Below are 20,159 nucleotides of genomic sequence, written 5' to 3'. Positions count from 1 at the left end.
CGGGGGTTCGTCGTGCTGACGCTGCACGTGCCGTCCGAGGGTGACGCCGTCCTCGTGGCGGACGCCCGGGTCGCCGCGCTCGGCCCCGCCGCCGAGCTGGCCGCCGCGCACCCGGCGGCGCGGGAACGCCGCTGGGCGGGCGTCATCGGGCCGGGGCGGTGCCGCGCGGACGCGGCCGCGTGGCTGGAGTCGGCCTACCACCCGGACCCCCGGGAGGAGCTCGGCTCCGGGCCGCTGGACCCGGCTGCCGTCGGGCCGCTGGACGACGCCCGCTGGGGCGGCAGCGCCCGTCGCGGCCTCCAACGCCTCCTGGCCGACGGGGTGACGGCACTCGTGGGCCCGTTCACGCGTTTGCCCGTGCGGACCGCCGTACAGCGCTCGGGGCTGCCGGTCCTCGCCGGACCCCGCGAACCGGTGCTCGCCGTGGGCGGCCCCGCGCACTTCGCCGTGCGCGCGCCCGACGGCACCTGTCTCGCCACGGTCGTCTCCGGCCGCATCGTGTACCGCCGCCGTTAGCCTCCCGCGCGTGCGCTGGGGAGGTCTGCGCGAAGGCGCGGGGCTGGCCAGCGCAGCCCCCGGCGCCGGGTTCCCCCTGGGCAGGGGGTGCCCCCTGCCCGGGCTTCGCGGGCTGCGGGCGCGCTGTGCCCGCTCGCGCAGTTCCCCGCGCCCCTTCGGGCGCGACCTCACCGTGCCCTTTCGGGGCGGTTCGCGCACCCCGGCGCGGGTCCGGGGCGGCGCGGGGTGAAGAATGGGGGCGTGACGCGCGCCAGCCTGGACAAGCAGCCCCACGACGTCGCCGCGATGTTCGATCAGGTCGCGGCCAAGTACGACCTGACCAACGACGTGATCTCGCTCGGGCAGGCCAGGCTGTGGCGCCGTGCCGTGGCGCAGGCCGTGGCCGCCCGGCCCGGGGAGCGGGTCCTGGACCTCGCCGCCGGCACCGGCACCTCGTCCCTGCCGTTCTCCGACGCGGGCGCCTACACCGTCCCGTGCGACTTCTCCACCGGCATGCTGGGCGAGGGCAAGCAGCGGCGGCCCTTCCTGCCCTTCACGGCCGGGGACGCCACCCGGCTGCCCTTCCGCGACGACGTCTTCGACGCGGTCACGATCTCCTTCGGGCTGCGGAACGTGCAGGACACCCAGGCGGCCCTGGGCGAGATGCTGCGGGTGACGAGGCCGGGCGGCCGGATCGTCGTCTGCGAGTTCAGCCACCCCGTGCTGCCGCCCCTGCGCACCGTCTACACCGAGTACCTGATGAAGGCCCTCCCGCCGATCGCCCGGACGGTCTGCTCCAACCCGGAGGCCTACGTCTACCTGGCCGAGTCCATCCGCTCCTGGCCGGACCAGCCGCGGCTCGCCCGGCGGTTGCAGCGGGCCGGGTGGGACGCGGTGGCGTGGCGCAACCTGACCGGCGGCATCGTCGCCCTCCACCGGGGCACCAAGCCCTGACCCCTGCGAGGGCATCCGCCCCGCATAGACTTCGAGCACCCAACGCCTCACCCCTCGGGAGTCCTCGTGGCGGAATCGCTGTCGAAGCCGGCCTCGGAGCACCAGGCCGACGTGATCGTCGTCGGGGCGGGGCCCGCAGGGTCCACCACGGCATACCACCTGGCCCGCTCCGGCCTTGACGTCCTGCTGCTGGAGAAGACCGCGTTCCCGCGCGAGAAGGTGTGCGGCGACGGTCTGACGCCGCGCGCGGTCAAGCAGCTCGTCGGCATGGGCATCGACGTCTCGGAGGAGGCCGGCTGGCTGCGCAACAAGGGGCTGCGCATCATCGGCGGTGGCCACCGCCTCCAGCTCGACTGGCCGGAGCTGGCCAGCTACCCCGACTACGGACTCGTCCGCAAGCGCGACGACTTCGACGAGCAGCTCGCCCGGCAGGCCGAGAAGGCCGGTGCCCGTCTCCACGAGCGCTGCAACGTGGGCGACCCGATCCTGGACGCCTCCGGGCGGATCGTCGGCGTCGAGGCCAAGCTGGGCGAGGACCGGCAGCCGGCCGTCTTCAAGGCCCCCGTCGTCGTCGCGGCCGACGGCAACTCCACGCGCCTGTCGCTCAAGATGGGCCTGCACCGGCGCGAGGACCGGCCCATGGGCGTCGCGGTCCGCACCTACTTCACCTCGCCCCGCCACGACGACGACTACCTGGAGTCCTGGCTGGAGCTGTGGGACCGGCGCGGCCCGGAGGACCGCCTGCTGCCCGGATACGGCTGGATCTTCGGCATGGGCGACGGCACCTCCAACGTCGGCCTAGGCATCCTCAACAGCTCCAGCGCCTTCCGCGAGCTGGACTGGCGCGAGGTGCTCAAGGCGTGGTGCGCGTCCATGCCCGAGGAGTGGGGCTACACCCCGGACAACATGACGACGCCGATCCGCGGCGCGGCGCTGCCCATGGCCTTCAACCGCAAGCCGCACTACACGCGCGGCCTGCTGCTCGTCGGCGACGCGGGCGGCATGGTGAACCCCTTCAACGGCGAGGGCATCGCGTACGCCATGGAGTCCGGCGAGATGGCGGCCGACGTCATCGTGCAGGCCCAGTCCCGGCAGACGGCCGCCCAGCGCGAACTGGCGCTGCGCCGTTACCCGAAGGTCCTGTCCGACACCTACGGCGGCTACTACACGATGGGCCGCGCCTTCGTGAAGCTCATCGGCAACCCGAAGGTCATGAAGCTCGCCACCGAGCGCGGCCTGACCCACCCGCTGCTGATGCGCTTCACCCTCAAGATGCTGGCCAACCTCACCGACCCGACGGGCGGCGACGCCATGGACCGCATCATCAACGGCCTCACCAGGGTCAGCCCGCGCGCGTAGGCCCGGCGGCCGGGCGGCCGACCGCGCTGGGGAGGTCCGCGCTGAGGCGCGGGGCCGGCCAGCGCAGCCCCCGGCACCGGGCCCCCGCCCGGGCCCCGGGCGGGCGCCCCCGGCCACGCGTCGTGGACCGCGGCCGTGTGGCTGCCCGCGCGGTGCCCCCGCGCCCCTTCGGGACACACGCGAAGGCGGCCGTCCCCTCCAGGGGACGGCCGCCTTCGTCGCGTTGGGCCGGGGTGACGTCAGAGCACGCGCACCGCACCGGTCGGCGGGTCCCAGCTCATGTCGCGCTCGACGACGCCCGTCGAGGAGTTCTGGGCGCCGACGAACTTGCCGTCGCCGACGTAGATCGCGACGTGGTAGGCGCTGCCCGCGCTGCCCCAGTACAGGATGTCCCCGGGCTGCACCTGGCTGAGCGGCACCTGCGTGCCCGTGACGGACTGCTGCTGCGAGGTCCGGGGCAGGCTGACGCCCACCTGGCGGAACGCGGCCGTCGTCAGGCCGGAGCAGTCGTAGGCGTTGGGACCCGTGGAGCCCATGACGTACGCCTTGCCGACCTGCGCCCGCGCGAAGTCCACGATGGCGGCGGCGCTTCCGGTCGCGGTGGACGGCGCCTGGGTGGTGCTCGTCGTCGCGGGGGCCTCGGGGCGCTCGGCGCTACGGGAGGCCGTCGCGCGCTCCCGCTCCTCCTCGGCCCGCTCGGCGGCCCGTGCGCGGGCCTCAGCGGCCTCCTCGGCCTTCCTCTTGGCCTCGGCCTCGTCGGCCTTCTTCTTGGCCTCCGCAGCGGCCTTCTTGGCCTTCGCCGCGGCGCTCTCCTTGGCCGCCTCGACGTTGTACTGGATGGCGAGCGTGCGCGTCGCCTCGGCGGCCTCCGTGGTGCTGGCGGTCAGGAGACCGTCCAGCGTCGGCATCTCGACCGTGGCGTCGGTCGCCTCTGCCTGGCCCGCGGCGGAGGACGGGGAGGCCGCACCCGTCACCGCGAGGGTCGTGAAGACGCCACCGGCAACACCCGAGCGGATGAGCGTGTTACCGCGCCGGGGCTTCCGGTGGCTTCGTATGTGAGCTTTCGAGGACATGAGCAAAGGGCTACCAGGCGCCGGACGTTCCACTCAAGCGTCGTGTTCTCCGCCACAGGCGCGGACGCGGTGTCCGGTTCGGGGCTTTTGAGCTCGTGTCACGTCACTCCGGGGGAGTTGATCAATGTCCGACTACGGGCTTACGACCACGCAGTTGTCCGCTTTGTCGGCCCCTCTTGTGGGCCTAGCATGTCTCGGCCCGATAACGCCAATGTGACGGTTGGCGTCACGCGGGTTTAGTGACTCAGATCACACCCCTCCTCGCCCGTCCCGGTGGCCCCAAGCGCCCCAACCGGACAACTCGCCCTGACGGCCCCAACATGGGCAAACGTCGCGGAATCCCACGCTCCCTGGCGAACCGTCAGCTCGCTGGGCTCAGGGCGCGGACTCGGCGTCGTGGACGAGCAGCGCGATCTGCACCCGGTTGTTCAGATCCAGTTTCGTGAGAATCCGGGACACATGCGTCTTCACCGTCGGCACGCCCATGAACAGCTCGGCGGCGATCTCCGCGTTCGACCTGCCCCGGCCCACCGCGAGCGCCACCTCCCGCTCCCGCTCACCCAGCGAGCCGAGCCGCTCCCGGGCCCGTGCCGCGCGCGAGCCCGGGCCGGGCCCTGCGCCGTCGACCGTCGCCCGCGCGATGAGTCGACGGAGCACGGCGGGGGAGAGGACCGGCTCCCCGGCCGCCACCCTGAGCACCGCGGCGACGATGTCGGCCGGCGGCGTGTCCTTGAGGACGTACCCGGCGGCACCCGCGCGCAGGGCGCGCAGCACGAAGTCGTCCGAGTGGAACGTCGTCAGCACGAGCACCTCCGGCGCGCGCTCGTCCCGGCGCAACGCCTCGGTGGCCGCCAGGCCGTCGACCCCGGGCATCCGGACGTCCATCAGGACGACGTCGGGAGCGTGCGCGGCCACCCGCGCCGCCACCTCCCCGCCGTCCGCCGCCTCGCCGACGACCTCCACCTCCGGCGCGCCGCCGAGCATGAGCCGCAGCCCGGAGCGCACCAGCGGGTCGTCGTCGACGACCAGGACCCGGACAGCGCTGTGCTCACCCATCACCCGCTCCACGGTAGCCAGGCCGTGAGCCGGAACTCGTCGCCCGCCCTGCCGTGTTGGAGCCGTCCACCGGCCAGCCGCACGCGCTCGCCCAGCCCGACCAGCCCCTGCCCGCCACCGGGGATGGCGTCCTCGTGGACGTCCGGCGAGGCGTCGCCCCCCGCGCCCGGGACGGCGTTGCGCACCTCGACCTCCAGCCCGGCGCCCCGCCGCCCGCCGACCGCCACGGTGACCCCGGCGCCCGGTGCGTGCTTGCGGGCGTTCGTCAACGCCTCCTGCACGACCCGGTAGACGGTGCGCCCCGTGCCCGTCGGCACCTCGGCGTCCTCCGCCACGCGCAGCTCCAGCGCGACCCGCATGCCCGCCTCCCGCGACTCGTCCACGAGCCCGGCCAGGTCCCCCAGTGTCGGCTGCGGGCGCCGGGGCCGGTCGCCGTCGCCGCCGGCACCGCCCTCGCTCTGGGCGTCCGAGGAGCGCAGCACCCCGATGATCTCCCGCAGGTCCTCCAGCGCCTGGTGCGCGCTGTCCCGGATCACCCCGGAGGCCCGCCGCACCTCCTCGGCCGGCGCGTCCGGGCGGAACTCCAGTGCCCCCGCGTGCACGCTCAGCAGCGACAGCCGGTGCGCCAGCACGTCGTGCATCTCCCGCGCGATGTCCTCCCGCGCGTGCCGCCGCGCCTCCCGGGCCGCGCGGTCGGCCCGGTCCCGCAGCTCGACCAGCAGCAGCCGCCGCGAGCGCGTGTAGAGGCCCCACCCGAACGAGGCCGCGACGAGGGCGAAGTAGACGAGCGCCGAGACCGTGTCGGGCTCCGCGACGTCGGGCGCGTCCAGCAGGACCACCGGCAGGGGCGCCGCCGCGAGCGCGCCCACCCAGCGCGACACCCGCAGCGGACGGTGCGCCGCGACGGTGAACACGGCCACCATGATCGCCCCGGTGACGAAGTGCGAGAACGTGCCCGCGACGAGCAGGACGACGGCGAGCGGCACCGGCCACCGGCGGCGCAGGAACAGTGCGGCGCAGGCCAGCGCCCCCACCACCTGCTCGTAGAAGAGCGCCTCCTCGGACACCCGGTCGCCGGCGAGCGCGTCCTCGAACGTCAGCACGGAGAAGACGATCGCGAAGAGGAAGAAGCCGGTGTCGGCGAACCATTCGCGGGCGGAGCGGCGGGGCATGACGGCAATCTACGTCCGCCCCGCGCCGGGGCGGGGCGGACCGCAGCGGTGTCGATACCTTCGGATGAACGGCCCGGCCACCGGACGAGACCTTCGTCGGCGCCCCCGGTCCCGACGGCCGACGCGCGCCGGTCCCGCCCGCGCCTAGCGTCGCCGGTATGAAGAACGTGCTCGGTCTGCTCAGCTTCGTCCTCGTCGCCGGAGGCGTCACCGGCCTGCTGCACGAGTGGTTCGGTTGGTTCCGGCTCTTCGGCTTCCTGCGGTTTCTCAGCCCGGACGGCTACGAGGTGTACACCAACCTCCTCCTCGTCGTCCTCGGCCTCGCCCTCGGCGCCGCCGGCGACCGCATCGGCAAGCGCCACGCCTGACCGGACCCTCAGCGCGACGGCGGGTCCGTGGCGAGGCGGGCGTGGGTTTCGACGTCGTGGCGGACGCCGTCGTAGGCGAGCTTCTGCCGCTGCAGCCCCTCGACGGCGAAGCCGGCGGTGAGGGCCACGGTGCACGAGGCGGGGTTGTCGGTGCGGTGCGCGAGCTCCAGGCGGAAGAGGCCGAGCTCGGTGAAGCACCAGTCGGCCAGCGCCCGGCAGCCGTGGGAGGCCACGCCGCGGCCCCGGGCGGCGGGCGTCGTCCAGTAGGAGACCCAGCCGGTGGCGTGCTGGGCGTTGAGGTGGCTGACCGTGACGCAGCCCAGCGCCGAGTCGGAGGCGTCGGTGACGGCGAAGGCATGGGCCGTGCCCTCCCGCCACTGCGTCCGCCGCCGCTCGACCCACTGCTCCGCGTCGAGTGGTGTGAGGACGGGTGCATCGGACTGACGGGCCGTCAACGGCTCCGCGAAGGCCGCCAGCACGGCGGCTGCGTCGGAGGGTTCCCACGGCCGCAGGCTCAGCCCGGAGGGCAGTCGCAGTCGTTCTCGCATCCGCCCCATTCTTCTCCTGCCCCCACCCGCCCGTCACCGTGTTTCCCCAGCCGGGGCACCACGTGAAACCCGACCGCCCGCGGCTGCATCCATCACGGCAGGAGGCCGCGTCGCCGGACGGGGCCGTCATCGGAGGAGCGTGGATGACGAAGTTAGGGACAGTGCGGGCAGCGCGGACCGGGGACCGACACCTGCCGACCGGACGGTCGCGGTGGGCGATCGGAGCCTCGGCCCTGGCGCTCCTGTGGACCGCGGCGCTGGCGGTACCGGCCGCCGGCGCGGCGGCGCCGGGCGGCGATCCGTATGACTGGACCGAGACGCCGATCGGTCAGCCCGGTCTCATGGTCGAGGACATCGACGCCGACGACGGCACCGCCTGGGCCGTCGGGACCGAGCACTTCGGCGAGCGGCTCGTGGCGCTGCGGCGTGACGGCGACACCTGGACCGACGCGACGCCGGCCATCGCCGGGGCGAGCCTGGTGGAGGTGGACGTCGCCGCCGCCGACGACGTCTGGGCCGTCGGCTGGGACGGTTCGGCCGCCGACGGCTCGACCAGCCCTCTGGTGGTGCACTGGGACGGTACGGCCTGGACGGAGATCCCGGGCCCGGCCGAGATCGGCGCGTTCGACGACGTCGTCGTCGACGCGGAGGGCACGGTCTGGGTGACCGGCTGGGCCCGGATCGGCTCCGCCGAGCCCGCGGTCGTGTACCGGTACGCCGACGGCGTGTGGACCGAGCACTCCGACGGTCTCGAGGGTGCCATCAACGGCAACAGCCTGACGGTGCTGGCGTCCGACGACGCGTGGTTGGCGCTCAACCCGGGCCTGGCCCACTTCGACGGGACGTCCTGGACCATGGTCGAGGAGTTCCCCGCCGACGGTTCGCAGATCCTGACCGGCCTCGCCGCCGTCGACGCCACCGACGTCTGGGCGGCGGGGGTCGAGTACGCCGGCCCCGGCCCGGCTCGCCCGGTCGTCTGGCACCACGACGGCTCGAAGTGGAGCGAGGTGCCGACGCCGAAGGTCTCGGCACAGGTCTACGACGTGACGATCGTCGACGGGCGGCCCGTCGTCGTCGGCGAGGAGTTCGACCGTGACTGGGCCTCCACGCCGCTGGTGCTCACGACCGAGGCGGGCGCCGAGCGTCCGCGCCTGGTTCAGGTGGCGGGTCCGACCACCGGGGCTGTCGTGCTGACGAGCGCCGACGCCGACGCCGGACGGCTGTGGGTCGGCGGCGGAGACATCGACGTGTTCAACGGCTTCGCCGCCTACGCGGAGCTTCCGTGAGCTGAAGCGGGCGTCCCCGCCCGGCCGTGAGGCCCGCCGGACGGATCCCGCCCCGGCCGGGGCGGGGGCGCTCGGTGTCGCCCGGATCGCGCCCGGCAGACACCGAGTGCGGTACCGACGGGCGGTACGCCCACGGTGGCGCCCGTGGGGACCCCGGAGTTCGGCTCCCGCTTCAGAGCGGCAGATCGTCCGGCAGCAGGCGGAACGCCTTGTGGCGGCCGAGTGGGCGCACCGTGCGGAAGTCACGGCGGTCGAGCGTCAGTATGGCGTCGGTGTCGTATTCGGCGGCGATGGCCACGTTCACAGCATCGGCGAGGCCCAGATCGAGGCCGCGGTAGCGGGCGCGTACGGACTGGGCTGTGCCCAGGTGTTCTTCGGTGACGGACGGCACGACGACGCGGCCGCGACGCAGCCAGCGTCGAATATCGTCGACAGCGCTCGCCGCCGCATCACGCCCGAGGCGGCGTGTGGCCACGTGGTCGAGGTCCGCCAGCAGCAGGGGTGACATGACGAGCAGCCCGGCGCTCATGATCGCCTCGCCCGCGGCGGCGTTCTCCGGATGCCCTCCCGGATGATCTCTGCCTCGCTTATGCCGCGCCGCAGTGCGGCTTCTTTGATGATCGTGAGGTCTTCCGCGTCGGCGTAGACGTTGGTGCGCTTCATGGGCATGTGTCGGTACTGGTACATGTACCGAGGTTGGTACACCTCCTGGCGGCTAGCATGCCGCGTTGTCCATCGCGAATTTGGCCGGGCGGATCATGTGCGCTAGGCGAGGTGGCTCCGAGTCGCGAGGTTCTGGTCGTCGGTCACGCATGGTGAACGACTGGGGGCAGCGCGTGGAGCGGAGGGAGTCGTAGGCTCGGAGTGGGCGGGTCGCCGGGTGTTGAGGATCACAAGATCGACGTTCCGGCCCGTGTCGCATGTCACAGAGGTGGGGCATAGGATGCACGCACGTCTTGTGAACTGCCTCACAATCTCACGAGCGGACAGGCAAGCCATCCCGGACCCTGATCAGCGGAGGTCGGAAAGCTGATGAGCACCTCAACGTCACACGCACCCGGCCGCGAGACCACCGAGGGCACGGTCTACACCGTCACCGGCGGGGACTGGGACGAGGTCGTCCAGGCCGTTCAGAAGAGCGACGACGAACGCATCATCGTCAACATGGGTCCGCAGCACCCCTCCACCCACGGCGTGATCCGGCTGATCCTGGAGATCGACGGCGAGACCGTCACCGAGGCCCGCTGCGGCGTCGGATACCTGCACACCGGCATCGAGAAGAACCTCGAGTACCGCACGTGGACGCAGGGTTCGACGTTCGTGACGCGCATGGACTACCTGACCTCGTTCCACAACGAGGCCGCGTACTGCATGTCCGTGGAGAAGCTGCTCGGCATCGAGGACCAGATCCCCGACCGCGCGACGATCATCCGGGTGCTGCTGATGGAGCTGAACCGGATCAGCTCCCACCTGGTGGCCATCGCCACCGGCGGCATGGAACTGGGCGCCACCACGGTGATGGTGTACGGCTTCCGGGACCGCGAGATGGTCCTCGACCTGTTCGAGATGATCACCGGCCTGCGGATGAACCACGCCTACATCCGGCCCGGCGGCCTCGCCCAGGACCTGCCGCCCGGCGCCGTCGACGCGATGCGCGAGACGGTGAAGACGCTGCGCAAGAACTTCGGCGAGTACGAGACCCTCGCGTCCAACAACCCGATCTTCAAGGCCCGGCTCCAGGACATCGCCTATCTCGACCTCACCGGCTGCATGGCCCTCGGCCTGACCGGGCCCATCCTGCGTTCCGCCGGGCTGCCGCAGGACCTGCGCAAGACGGCCCCCTACTGCGGCTACGAGACATACGACTTCGACGTCCCCACCACCGACACCTGCGACGCGTACGGCCGCTTCCTCATCCGGGTCGAGGAGATGCGGCAGTCGCTGCGCATCGTCGAGCAGTGCCTCGACCGGCTGGAGCCGGGTCCGGTGATGGTCGGCGACAAGAAGATCGCCTGGCCCGCGCAGCTCGCGCTCGGCCCCGACGGCCTGGGCAACTCCCTGGACCACATCCGCACCATCATGGGCACCTCCATGGAGGCCCTGATCCACCACTTCAAGCTGGTCACCGAGGGCTTCCGGGTCCCGCCCGGCCAGGCGTACGTGGCGGTGGAGTCGCCCAAGGGCGAGCTGGGCGTGCACGCGGTGAGCGACGGCGGCACCCGCCCCTACCGGGTCCACTTCCGCGACCCGTCCTTCGCCAACATGCAGGCCATCGCCGCGATGTGCGAGGGCGGTCAGGTCGCGGACGTGATCGTGGTGATCGCCTCCATCGACCCGGTGCTGGGCGGCGTCGACCGCTGACGGTCCGGCGGCGATCCCAGGGTTCGGGCGGCGCGGGGAAGCCGGTGGGCTTCGCCGCGCCGCCCGCACGTGGGGGCCCGGTCAGCGGCGGGCGACGCGCTCCAGGAGTTCGCCCGTCTCGGCCAGCCGGGCATCGCTGTTCCCGGACGCCGCGACGAAGCCGTCCGGCCGCAGGAGCAGCCAGCCCGCCCTCCGCCGCTCGATGTGGTCGTGCGCGACGAGACCGGGGAAGCGGGCGGCGAGGCTGCGGGCCGAGGAGGCCAGTTGCCCTTCCCCGGGCCCGAGCGTCACCAGCCGGAAGACCGACTCCGCCCGCGCGGCCGGCGCCGGGATCCACACCGGCGTCCGGCTGCCCGGAGCCGGCAGCCCGCGCGGCGGCTTCGGCGCCGGGCGACCGAAGAGCACGTCCGGCTGGCGGGTGAGACGCCCCGCGAGCATCGCCGCGTACCACCGGTGCAGGACGCCGGTGACCTGCATCAGCGCCCAGACGCCGTTGCGCACCCGGGAGGCCACCGGCCCGGCGGCGGCCATCCGCACCATTCTGCCGGTGCTCTGCACCACCTGCTCGGCCACCGCGCGGCGCTCTGCGCTGTAGCTGTCCAGCACCCCGGGGGCGAGCCGGTCCCCGATCACCCCGGCGAGCTTCCAGGCCAGGTTGCGGCCGTCCTGGATGCCCAGGTTGAGCCCCTGGCCGCCGACGACGGAGTGGACGTGCGCGGCGTCGCCGACGAGGAACACCCGCCCGCTGCGCAGGGTTTCGGCGATGCGCTCCTGGCTGGTGAACGTGCCGATGGCGGACGGGGAGACGAACCGCAGCCCGCCCGGTCCGCGTTCGTCCAGGATGCGCTGCACTCCCTCCTGGGTGCAGGGGAAATCCGGCGGCACCGGCCCCGAGACGCGGACCTTCCCGCCGGGGAGCGGGGACAGCAGGATGACACCGGCCGGGCGGAGGTAGTAGTGCACCTCCTCACGCGGGAACTCGCCCTCCACCTCACCCTCGGCCAGCAGGAACGTCATCGGCACCCCGCCGCCGGTGAACGGTGTCCCGAGCCGCTGCCGCACGGTGCTGCCGACCCCGTCGGCGCCGATCAGCCACGGTGTGGTCAGGGTCGCCGGGCCGTCCCCGGCCGCCCCGGCCTGTTCAGGGCCCCCGGTGTCCTCGGTGTCCTCGGCCTGTCCGGGCCTCTCCACGGTGAGAGTGACGGCGTCGGCCGAGGCGGCCACGTCGGTGACGCGGGTGCCGTACTCGACCCCGCCGCCGAGCTTCTCCAACGCGCCGCGCAGGAGCCGGTCCGTCTCCTCCTGCGGTATCAGGAGCGGCTGGTTCGCGGCACCGAGGGGGACGCGCAAGGTCTTCCCGTCGCCCATGTGGTAGGCGAGCGCCTTGGCCCGGATGCCGCACGTCTCGGCCTCCTGGAGCAGCCCGAGGCCGTCCAGGACCTCCAGGGTCGGCGGCCACAGCAGGATCGCCCGCGAGCCCCTGGGCGGGGCCTTCGCCGCTTCCAGAACGCGGACGGGCACGCCGTGCCGCAGCAGTTCGCAGGCCGTCACCAGGCCGCAGGGCCCGGCGCCCACGACCACGACCGGATCGGCGGAGCCGCCCGTCGGCGCGGGGTTGGGGTTCTCGCTCATGTCACGTGCCTTTCTCAGGGTTTTCCGTGTCCCGGGGTACGGGGCGGGTCTCGTCGGGCCGGTCCGGTCGGTCCAGCCAGGCGGTGACGGCCTCCGCCGCCGCTCCGGCGTGCTGCTCGATGAGGGTGAAGTGGTCACCGGGGACGGTCACTTCGGTGTGGGGGAGCGGCCAGGTGACGGCGCGGCCGGGGCGCTGCTCGGCGGCCTTGACGAGGAGCGTGGGCAGCGGCTCGCCGCCCTCCTCGGCGTCCTGCCCGGTGCCCTCGCCGGCGATCGGCGGCAGCGCCTCCAGCAGCCGCAGATAGCCGCCCATGGCCGTGAGCCGGTCGTCGCCGACGGCGTCCATCCGGTCGGCCATGCCCGCCAGCAGCCACGCGTGGTCGGCCGGGGAGTAGCCGTCCAGCGGCGCGCTGTCGAGCAGCACCACGCCCCGGGCGCCGGTACGGGCGGCGACGGTGTGCGCCAGCAAGCCGCCCGACGAGTAGCCGACCAGCACGAACGGCTCGCCCTCCGGCGACGCCTCACGCACCGCGGCGACCAGGGCCTCGCTCAGCGCCTCCGGGCTCGCGGGCAGCGGCTCACCGGGCAGGAAGCCGGGCAGCGGCAGCGCCGTGACGGGGCGGACGCCGCGCAGGGCGGTGGCGAACCGGGCGAACTGGTGCGGCCCGGAGGCCAGGAGCGCGCTGGGCAGGCAGAGCAGGTGCGGGCCGGTGCCGCTGTGGGCGAGGCGTACCGGGGCCGGGACGGCGCCGGGCTCCCCGGGCCCGGCGAAGGCGGGGCGGAACGCGGCGGCGTCGCCGAGCAGCCGGAGGAAGGCGGCCGACTCGCCACGGTCCAGGGCGCGCCGGAACAGCGTGGCGAGCGTGCCGCCGCCCGGGGCCGCGGAACCCCCGGCGGCCGGGGCCGGTTCGCCGCCGCCGTCCGACGCCCCCGACTCGACGACGTGGGCGGGGAGTTCCGCGAGCAGCAGGTCGGCCAGGGCGGCCGGGGCCGGATTGCTCATGAAGGCCGCCGTCGGCAGGGTCACGCCCGTCGCGCCGCTGAGCCGGTTGCGGAGCTCCACACTGGTCAGCGAGTCGAACCCGAGCTCCAGCAGGCCGCCCTCGGGAAGCGAGGACGGGTCCGGGTGGCCCAGCACCGCCGCCGCCTCCGCCCGGACGAACTCCGCGACCACCCCCCGCCGTTCGGCCTCGGAACCGGCTTCGGCCAGTCGGCGCGACAGCTCCGCGCCCCGCCCGGAACCGCCGCCGGTCGTCTCCCCCGACGCCGCGTGGCCGCCCGCCTCGGGCAGTTCGGCGAGCAGCGCGGGCGGGCGCGTCGCCGCGTAGGCGGGGCCGAACCGCGACCACTCGATGTCCGCGACGACGAGACTGCCCTCGGCGCCGCTCAACGCCGCCCGGGCCGCGTCCAGGGTCCGGACGGGGTCGAGAAGGGACAGGCCCCGACTGTGGAAGCGTTCCCGGCGTACCCGCGCCGCCGCCTCGGCCGTCACCGCCTCGGCCGTCACCGCCTCCCCATCCGGCCCGTTCCCAGCGCTCGCGTTCCCGGCGCTGTCCGGCCGCTCGGTCCGTCCGCCTCCGGGGCGGTCCGGCTCGGTCCACGGACCCCAGGCGAGCGCCGCACCCGGCAGACCGCCCGCCCGGCGCCGGTCGGCCGTCGCGTCCAGGTAGGCGCAGGCGGCAGCGTAGGCGCCCTGGCCGACCCCGCCGAACGTCGCCGCGATCGAGGAGAAGAGGAGGAACCCGGCCGGTTTGTGCTCCGCCGTGGCCGCGTGCAGGGCCCGCACCTCGGCGGCCGAGCAGGTGAACGTCTCCGCCAGCCGCTGCGGCGTCAGCTGGTCCAACGGCGCCTCGTCCAGCGGCGCGCCGGTGTGGAGGACGGCGGTGAGCGGCGCCCCGTCCGGCAGGGCGTCCAGCAGCGCCGTGAGCGCCGAGCGGTCGGTGAGGTCGACACCGGCGGCCGTCGCCGGGGTGCCGGCCGCCGTCAGCTCCGCGGCGAGGTCGCGTACGCCGTCCTCCTTGTCCGCCGCCAGCAGCAGATGCCCCGCACCGCGTCCGGCCAGCCAGCGCGCCACCGCCGCGCCCGTGGCCCCGGCGGCACCGGCCACGAGCACGGTGCCGCCGGTGACGTCCGCCGTCCCGTCGCCGTCCGCCGGTGCGCCGTCCGGCGCGGGGGCGCGGACGAGCCGTCGCACGAAGGAGCCGTCCCGGCGTACCGCCACGGCGTCCTCTCCACACGTCAGCGCCGCGACGAGGCCCTCCCAGCCGCCGTCCGCCGGCAGGTCCACGAGCCCGCCCCACAACGCCGGATGCTCGTGCGCCGCCGCCAGGCCCAGCCCCCAGACCGCCGCCTGGCCCGGGGAGGGCGCGGCGTCGTGAGCGTCCACCGCGACCGCGCCCCGTGTCACGGTCCACAGCCGGGCGTCCGGCTCCGCGTCGGCCATCGCCTGCACGAGAGCGAGGGTGCCCGCGAGACCGCCCGGCACCACGGCGGCGCCCGGATGCGGCTCCTCGTTCGCGCCGAGCAGCGACAGCACGCCGCGCAGGCCCCCGTCCGTGGCCTCCCTCAGCCGCCGCGCCGCCTCGGAGCGCTCGACGGCCCCCGCCGCGACGTCCCACCGCAGGCAGCGGGCCCCCGCCTCCTCCAGGGCCCGTACGACGTCCTCGGCCCGGGGGCCGCCGTCCCCGCGCCGAGCCCCGTCGGCGACGACCAGCCAGGTGCCGTCCAGCCGCGGCGCGGCCCCCGCACCGGCCGGGCGCCAGGCCACGCGGTACCGCAGCGCGTCCAGCGGCGACACCGGTCCGGCGGGGAGGGCGGGCGCGGCCGGGGCGAGCCAGTAACGCTCCCGCTGGAAGGCGTAGGTCGGCAGCTCGCACACCCGCGCACCGCTGCCCGCGAACAGCGCGGGCCAGTCCACCGAGAGCCCGGCCGCGCTCGCCTCGCCGAGCGCGGTGAGGAAGCGGGCGAGCCCGCCGTCGTCCCGCCGCAGCGAGGACAGCACCGCCCCCGGCGTCCCGTCCGACTCCAGAATCTCGCCGACGTTCAGGCCCAGCACCGGTGTCGCCCCGATCTCGACGAACGCCCGGTGCCCCCGGCCCACCAGCTCCCGTACCGCGGCCTCGAAGCGCACGGGGCTGCGCACGTTGCGCCACCAGTAGTCGGCGTCCAGCCCGGCGGTGTCCACCAGGCCGCCGGTCACCGTCGAGACGAAGGGGACCTCCCCGCTCACCGGGACGACCGGCCGCCAGCCGGCCAGCAACTCCTCACGGAACGGGTCGAGCTGGGGGGAGTGCGAGGCGAAGTCCACCTTCACCCTGCGCGCGTCCACACCCCGGGCCGCCAGCTCGGCCAGCAGCTCCGTGAGCGCCTCCCCGTCCCCGGAGACGACGACGGCCGAGGCGCTGTTGACCGCCGCCACCACCAGCCGCCCCCCGAAGCGCGCCAGCGCCTCGGCCGCCTCCTCCTCCGGCAGCGGCACCACCGCCATACCGCCGTTCCCGGCCAACGAGTTGAGCACCCTGCCGCGGTGCGCGACCAGGGCCGCGCCGTCGGCGAGCCCGAGCCCGCCCGCCACCACGGCCGCCGCCACCTCGCCCTGCGAATGGCCGACGACCGCGGCAGGGCGCACCCCGCAGGCCCGCCACAACTCCGCCAGAGCCACGCCCAGGGCCCACTGCACCGGCTGCACCACCCCCGCCGAGCCCAGCGAGGGCGCGCCCGCCTCCTCCCGCAGCACCGCGGCCAACGACCAGTCCACGTGCGGCCGCAGCGCCTCCTCGCAGGCGGCGATCCACCGGGCGAACACCGGTGAGGAGTCGAGGAGTTCCCGGCCCATCCCGGCCCAGTGCGCCCCGCCGCCGGAGAACACGAACACGGGTCCTGGGCCGCCGCCCCCGTCCCCGTCCGCCGCGGAACCGAGCACCATCCGGGGCCCGGTGCCGGACCCGACACCGGGCACGGCGCCGGGTTCGCCCGCCGCCAGCGCCTCCAACGCCCGGCCGAACGCGTCCCGGTCCCCGGCCGCCAGCACGGCCCGGTGCGCGAAGCTCCGCCGCGTGGCCGCCAGCGAGAACGCCACATCCAGCGGGCCCGCCTCCGGGTGGGCGTCCAGATGGGCACGCAGACGGGCCGCCTGCGCCCGCAGCCCGTCCCCGCTCCGCGACGACAGCACCCACGGCACCGGCGCCCCCGCGCCCAACGTCAGCGGGGCCTGCCCGTCCGGCGCCCGTCCGCCACCCTCCGCCCCCGGCGGCGCCTCCTCGACGATGACGTGCGCGTTCGTCCCGCTCACCCCGAACGCCGACACCCCCGCGCGCCGCGGCCGTTCCCCACGCGGCCAGGCCCGCTCCTCGGTCAACAGCCGCACGGCGCCCGAGGCCCAGTCGACGTGCGGGGTCGGCGCGTCCACGTGCAGCGTCCTCGGCAGCCGCTCGTGCCGCAACGCCTGCACCGTCTTGATGATCCCGGCCACCCCGGCTGCTGCCCCCGTGTGGCCGACGTTCGACTTCATCGAGCCCAGCCACAGGGGCCGGTCCTTCGGCCGCCGGCCGTAGGTGGTCAGGAGGGCCTGGGCCTCGATGGGGTCGCCGAGGGTGGTGCCGGTGCCGTGGGCCTCGACGGCGTCCACGTCGGACGGCTCCAGCCCGGCCGCCGCCAGCGCCGCCCGGATCACCCGCTGCTGCGCCGGGCCGTTGGGTGCCGTCAACCCGTTGCTGGCCCCGTCCTGGTTGACCGCGCTCCCGCGGATGACGGCCAGCACCGGGTGGCCCCGGCGCCGCGCGTCGGACAGCCGCTCCAGCAGCAGCACCCCGGCGCCCTCGCCCCAGCCCGTGCCGTCCGCCCCCGCCGCGAACGACTTGCAGCGCCCGTCCGGGGCCAGCCCCCGCTGGCGGCTGAACTCCACGAACCCGGCGGGGGTGGACAGCACCGTCACCCCGCCGGCCAGCGCCATGCCGCAGCGTCCCGAGCGCAGCGACTCCACCGCCAGATGCGTCGCCACCAGTGACGACGAGCAGGCCGTGTCCACCGACACCGCGGGCCCCTCCAGCCCGAGCGTGTAGGAGAGCCGGCCCGACAGGACACTGGCCATGTTGCCCGTCAGTACGTACCCCTCGACCGGGTCCGACGTCGACAGTGTCAGCGAGCCGTAGTCCTGGCCGCTCGTCCCGACGAACACCCCCGTCTCCGACTCCGACAGCTCCGCGACGTCCAGCCCCGCCCGCTCCACCGCCTCCCAGGCGGCTTCGAGCAGGAGGCGCTGCTGCGGGTCCATGGCGAGGGCCTCGCGCGGCGAGATGCCGAAGAACTCGGCGTCGAAGTCCGCCACGTCGTGGACGAACCCGCCGTGCCGCGTGTAGCTCGTACCCGGGTGGTCGGGATCCGGGTCGTAGAGCGCGTCCAGGTTCCAGCCGCGGTCGGTGGGAAAGCCCCCGATCGCGTCCCGGCCCGCCGACAGCAGTTCCCACAGCTCCTCGGGGGACGCCGCGCCCCCGGGGAAACGGCACGCCATCCCGACGACCGCCACCGGCTCCCGCTGCCGCGCCTCGGCGCGGTGCAGTCGCCGCAGCGCCTCGTGCAGGTCCACCGTGACGCGCTTCAGGTAGTCCCTCAGTTGTGCCTCGTTCGCCATCAGGCGCTCCCCCGGGCGGAGTTGTGGTCGGTGGTCGGGGCCTCGAAGGTGCCCAGTCGGTCCTCGATGAACGCGAACAGCTCGTCGTCCGTGAACCCCTCGACGGCCGAGGCGACCTCCGCCGTCCCCAGGTCGTCCGACGCGTACGACGGGTCCGATGCCGAGGTCAGCGGGCCCCCGACACGTTCCGGCCCGGCGCCGGACGCCGGCCGGCCGGCGTCCCCGGCCACGGCTCGTTCTCCGGTTCGCTCCGGCGCGGAGGCCGCGTCCAGCTCCGCGAGGACCAGCTCGGCCACGGCCGCCGGCGTCGGATGGTCGAACACCAGCGTCGCGGGCAGCCGCAGGCCCGTCGTCGTGTTGAGCTGGTTCCGCAGCGACATGGCCGCCAGCGAGTCGAAGCCCAGCTCCTTGAACGGCCTCGACGCCTCCACCGACTCGGCGCCCTCGTGCCCGAGCACCGCCGCGGCCGCCGCCCGGACCACGTCCAGCACCGCCGACCGCCGCTCCTCGGCCGAAAGCCCCGCCAGCCGGGCCGACCACGCCGAGCCGTCCCCGCCCCCGTCGACGTCCTCCGACTCGTCGTCGGGCGCCAACGCCGCAGCCACCTCCGGCAGGTCCGCGAGCAGCGGGCTCGGCCGGGAGGCGGTGAACAGGGGCGCGAACCTCGCCCAGTCCACGTCCGCGACCACCACGTTCGTCTCCTCGTGGTCCAGCGCCTGCTGGAGCGCCGCCAGGGCCGCCTCCGTCGCCAGCCCCGTCAACCCGCGACGTTCCAGCTGGAGCCTGCGCTCACCCTCGGCCGCCGCGTCCCGCACCCCGATCGGCGCCTCCGCCCACAGGCCCCAGGCGATCGACGTCGCACGCTCCCCGGCGGCCCGGCGAGCCTGTGCCACCGCGTCCACCGACGCGACGGCTGCGGCATGCGCCCCCTGCCCCGCCGCGCCCCACACCCCGGCCACGGAGGAGAAGACGACGAAGGCGTCCAGGCCGCGGGCGTCGTCGTCCCCGGAGTGGCCCACGGAGCGTGTCAGCTCATCCAGCAGCCGCGCCCCGGTCACCCGCACGGACATCCCCTCGGCCAGCGCCTCCGGCGTCAACTCCGCCATCGGCGCCCACGTATCGGCTTCGGCGGTGTGGAAGACGGCGGACAGCGGCAGGCTCTCGGGCACGCCGGACAGCAGCGCCCGGACGGATTCCGGATCGGTGAGATCACAGGGCGCGACGGTCACCGCTCCCGCGCCCAGCTCCCGCAACTCCGCGACCAGCGGCCCGTCCCCCTCCGCCCTGTCCGTCTCCGCCCGGCGCCCCGGGCACGTCAGGACCAGGTGCTGCGTACCCGCCCGGGCAAGCCAACGAGCCACCAGCGCCCCCATCCCCGTCGTGCCACCGGTGACGAGCACGGTGCCCCTCGGCCGCCACGCCTCCCGCGCCCCGGCGGGGTGCGGCGCCCGGACGAGCCGGGGCACGCGGACGCCGTCGTCCCGGACCGCGATCTGGTCCTCCCCAGCGACCAGGTGGCGCGTGAGGAGGCTGTAGTGCTGCGGCCGGGGGTGCGGGGGCAGATCGATGAGGCCGCCCCACCGGGTNGCCCCACCGGGTGGGGTGTTCCAGGGCGGCGACCCTGCCGAGCCCCCAGATCTGTGCCTGCTCGGGGCTGGGTGCCGCCTCGTCGTGCCGGACACGGACCGCGTTCGTCGTCACCTGCCACAGCGGAACGGGCGGTCCGCCCGCCGCCTCGTGAGCGTTGACGAGGTCCACCACGTCGGCCGCCTCGGGCAGCAGGCTCAGTACGCCGGACAGGCCAGGGTGCTCCTGCCGGAGAGCTGGCAGCTCGGCGGTGCCCTCGCACGGCACCACAACCGCCCCGGCCGCCTCGAACGCCGCCGTCAACGCCTTCGGAACGCCGTCGGGCGCGACCACGGCCCAGGTGGCCCCGACGCCACCCGCCGGTTCGGCGAGCTCCAGCGGACGCCAGTCGACCCGGTACCGCCAACTCCCCAGATGGCGTGTGCTCCTCCGCCACGCCGCCAGGGCCGGAAGGACGGCACCGAGGGCCTCGGGGTCCAGCCCCAGGTCGCCCGCGAGCCTGCGGGGGTCCGCCTTCTCCAGCTCGGTCCAGGAGGAGTCCTCCGCGTCGGGCTCGGTGGGGGCGGGGTTCAGCCAGTAGTTCTTGTGTTGGAAGGGGTAGGTGGGGAGTTCGGTGTGTGGGTTGGTGTGGTTCTCGTG

14 protein-coding genes and 2 pseudogenes are annotated in these 20,159 nt (G+C 74.8%); 6 read left to right on the top strand and 10 right to left on the bottom strand.

Annotated elements, in window-relative coordinates:
- Nucleotides 1-12 precede the first annotated feature (12 nt).
- From HPT28_RS10305 to HPT28_RS10295, 3 genes are all read left to right on the top strand, one after another.
- Nucleotides 13-516, top strand: coding sequence for a hypothetical protein (locus HPT28_RS10305; protein WP_219090702.1), 504 nt, complete (start codon nt 13-15; stop codon nt 514-516).
- 240 nt (nt 517-756) lie between these two features.
- Nucleotides 757-1,449 carry a demethylmenaquinone methyltransferase gene (locus HPT28_RS10300; protein WP_219090701.1) on the top strand — a complete coding sequence of 231 codons (693 nt, stop codon included), beginning with the start codon at nt 757-759 and terminating at the stop codon, nt 1,447-1,449.
- 78 nt (nt 1,450-1,527) lie between these two features.
- Nucleotides 1,528-2,808, top strand: a complete 1,281-nt coding sequence (locus HPT28_RS10295; protein WP_219090792.1) for a geranylgeranyl reductase family protein — start codon at nt 1,528-1,530, stop codon at nt 2,806-2,808.
- Nucleotides 2,809-3,047: 239 nt separating this feature from the next.
- On the opposite strand, the gene HPT28_RS10290 is transcribed toward HPT28_RS10295, so the two are convergent.
- From HPT28_RS10290 to HPT28_RS10280, 3 genes are all read right to left on the bottom strand, one after another.
- Nucleotides 3,048-3,881: a C40 family peptidase gene (locus HPT28_RS10290; protein ID WP_219090700.1), complete on the bottom strand. Its 834-nt coding sequence runs from the start codon at nt 3,879-3,881 to the stop codon at nt 3,048-3,050.
- Between the two features lie 375 nt (nt 3,882-4,256).
- On the bottom strand, nt 4,257-4,937 hold the full coding sequence (locus HPT28_RS10285; protein ID WP_219090699.1) for a response regulator transcription factor: 681 nt from the start codon (nt 4,935-4,937) through the stop codon (nt 4,257-4,259).
- Entirely contained in the window at nt 4,937-6,109 is a 1,173-nt protein-coding gene (locus tag HPT28_RS10280; protein WP_219090698.1) for a sensor histidine kinase, read from the bottom strand. The genes HPT28_RS10285 and HPT28_RS10280 overlap by 1 nt, the downstream gene beginning before the upstream one ends.
- Nucleotides 6,110-6,267: 158 nt before the next feature.
- Between HPT28_RS10280 and HPT28_RS10275 the strand changes: the two genes are divergently transcribed.
- Nucleotides 6,268-6,477: a hypothetical protein gene (locus HPT28_RS10275; RefSeq protein WP_219090697.1), complete on the top strand. Its 210-nt coding sequence runs from the start codon at nt 6,268-6,270 to the stop codon at nt 6,475-6,477.
- 8 nt (nt 6,478-6,485) lie between these two features.
- Here HPT28_RS10275 and HPT28_RS10270 read toward each other — a convergent pair whose 3' ends face one another.
- The gene (locus HPT28_RS10270; protein WP_219090696.1) at nt 6,486-7,025 is read right to left on the bottom strand and encodes a GNAT family N-acetyltransferase; all 540 of its coding nucleotides are present in this window, start codon (nt 7,023-7,025) and stop codon (nt 6,486-6,488) included.
- A gap of 143 nt (nt 7,026-7,168) precedes the next feature.
- Here HPT28_RS10270 and HPT28_RS10265 point away from each other — a divergent pair, with 143 nt between their 5' ends.
- Nucleotides 7,169-8,311, top strand: a complete 1,143-nt coding sequence (locus HPT28_RS10265) for a hypothetical protein (RefSeq protein WP_219090695.1) — start codon at nt 7,169-7,171, stop codon at nt 8,309-8,311.
- Between the two features lie 172 nt (nt 8,312-8,483).
- On the opposite strand, the gene HPT28_RS10260 is transcribed toward HPT28_RS10265, so the two are convergent.
- Both HPT28_RS10260 and HPT28_RS10255 read right to left on the bottom strand, forming a co-directional pair.
- Entirely contained in the window at nt 8,484-8,840 is a 357-nt protein-coding gene (locus tag HPT28_RS10260; protein ID WP_219090694.1) for a PIN domain-containing protein, read from the bottom strand.
- A 29-nt stretch (nt 8,841-8,869) separates the two neighbouring features.
- Nucleotides 8,870-8,980, bottom strand: a pseudogene (locus HPT28_RS10255) (CopG family transcriptional regulator); the annotation flags it as partial.
- Between the two features lie 363 nt (nt 8,981-9,343).
- Here HPT28_RS10255 and HPT28_RS10250 point away from each other — a divergent pair.
- Nucleotides 9,344-10,672: an NADH-quinone oxidoreductase subunit D gene (locus tag HPT28_RS10250; RefSeq protein ID WP_219090693.1), complete on the top strand. Its 1,329-nt coding sequence runs from the start codon at nt 9,344-9,346 to the stop codon at nt 10,670-10,672.
- An 81-nt stretch (nt 10,673-10,753) separates the two neighbouring features.
- Here HPT28_RS10250 and HPT28_RS10245 read toward each other — a convergent pair whose 3' ends face one another.
- From HPT28_RS10245 to HPT28_RS27730, 4 genes and pseudogenes are all read right to left on the bottom strand, one after another.
- Entirely contained in the window at nt 10,754-12,304 is a 1,551-nt protein-coding gene (locus HPT28_RS10245; RefSeq protein ID WP_219090692.1) for an NAD(P)/FAD-dependent oxidoreductase, read from the bottom strand.
- Between the two features lies 1 nt (nt 12,305).
- Complete coding sequence (locus tag HPT28_RS10240; RefSeq protein ID WP_374226949.1) at nt 12,306-17,936, bottom strand: SDR family NAD(P)-dependent oxidoreductase; 5,631 nt, start codon at nt 17,934-17,936, stop codon at nt 12,306-12,308.
- Complete coding sequence (locus HPT28_RS10235; protein ID WP_308119150.1) at nt 17,933-19,399, bottom strand: beta-ketoacyl reductase; 1,467 nt, start codon at nt 19,397-19,399, stop codon at nt 17,933-17,935. Before HPT28_RS10235 ends, HPT28_RS10240 begins: the two co-directional genes overlap by 4 nt.
- A 550-nt stretch (nt 19,400-19,949) precedes the next feature.
- Nucleotides 19,950-20,042, bottom strand: a pseudogene (locus HPT28_RS27730) (hypothetical protein); the annotation flags it as partial.
- Between the last annotated feature and the right edge of the window lie 117 nt (nt 20,043-20,159).

It is taken from the genome of Streptomyces sp. JJ38 (genome assembly GCF_019303475.1).
Lineage (GTDB): Bacteria > Actinomycetota > Actinomycetes > Streptomycetales > Streptomycetaceae > Streptomyces.
Note: the sequence above shows the minus strand (reverse complement) of the source record. Positions and strands in the feature narration are given on the sequence as shown.

Bases quoted from the DNA above. Each gene is read 5' to 3' on its own strand.
- HPT28_RS10290 (WP_219090700.1), bottom strand. From the start codon at position 3,881: ATGTCCTCGAAAGCTCACATACGAAGCCACCGGAAGCCCCGGCGCGGT.
- HPT28_RS10285 (WP_219090699.1), bottom strand. From the start codon at position 4,937: ATGGGTGAGCACAGCGCTGTCCGGGTCCTGGTCGTCGACGACGACCCG.
- HPT28_RS10280 (WP_219090698.1), bottom strand. From the start codon at position 6,109: ATGCCCCGCCGCTCCGCCCGCGAATGGTTCGCCGACACCGGCTTCTTC.
- HPT28_RS10275 (WP_219090697.1), top strand. From the start codon at position 6,268: ATGAAGAACGTGCTCGGTCTGCTCAGCTTCGTCCTCGTCGCCGGAGGC.
- HPT28_RS10270 (WP_219090696.1), bottom strand. From the start codon at position 7,025: ATGCGAGAACGACTGCGACTGCCCTCCGGGCTGAGCCTGCGGCCGTGG.
- HPT28_RS10265 (WP_219090695.1), top strand. From the start codon at position 7,169: ATGACGAAGTTAGGGACAGTGCGGGCAGCGCGGACCGGGGACCGACAC.
- HPT28_RS10260 (WP_219090694.1), bottom strand. From the start codon at position 8,840: ATGAGCGCCGGGCTGCTCGTCATGTCACCCCTGCTGCTGGCGGACCTC.
- HPT28_RS10250 (WP_219090693.1), top strand. From the start codon at position 9,344: ATGAGCACCTCAACGTCACACGCACCCGGCCGCGAGACCACCGAGGGC.
- HPT28_RS10245 (WP_219090692.1), bottom strand. From the start codon at position 12,304: ATGAGCGAGAACCCCAACCCCGCGCCGACGGGCGGCTCCGCCGATCCG.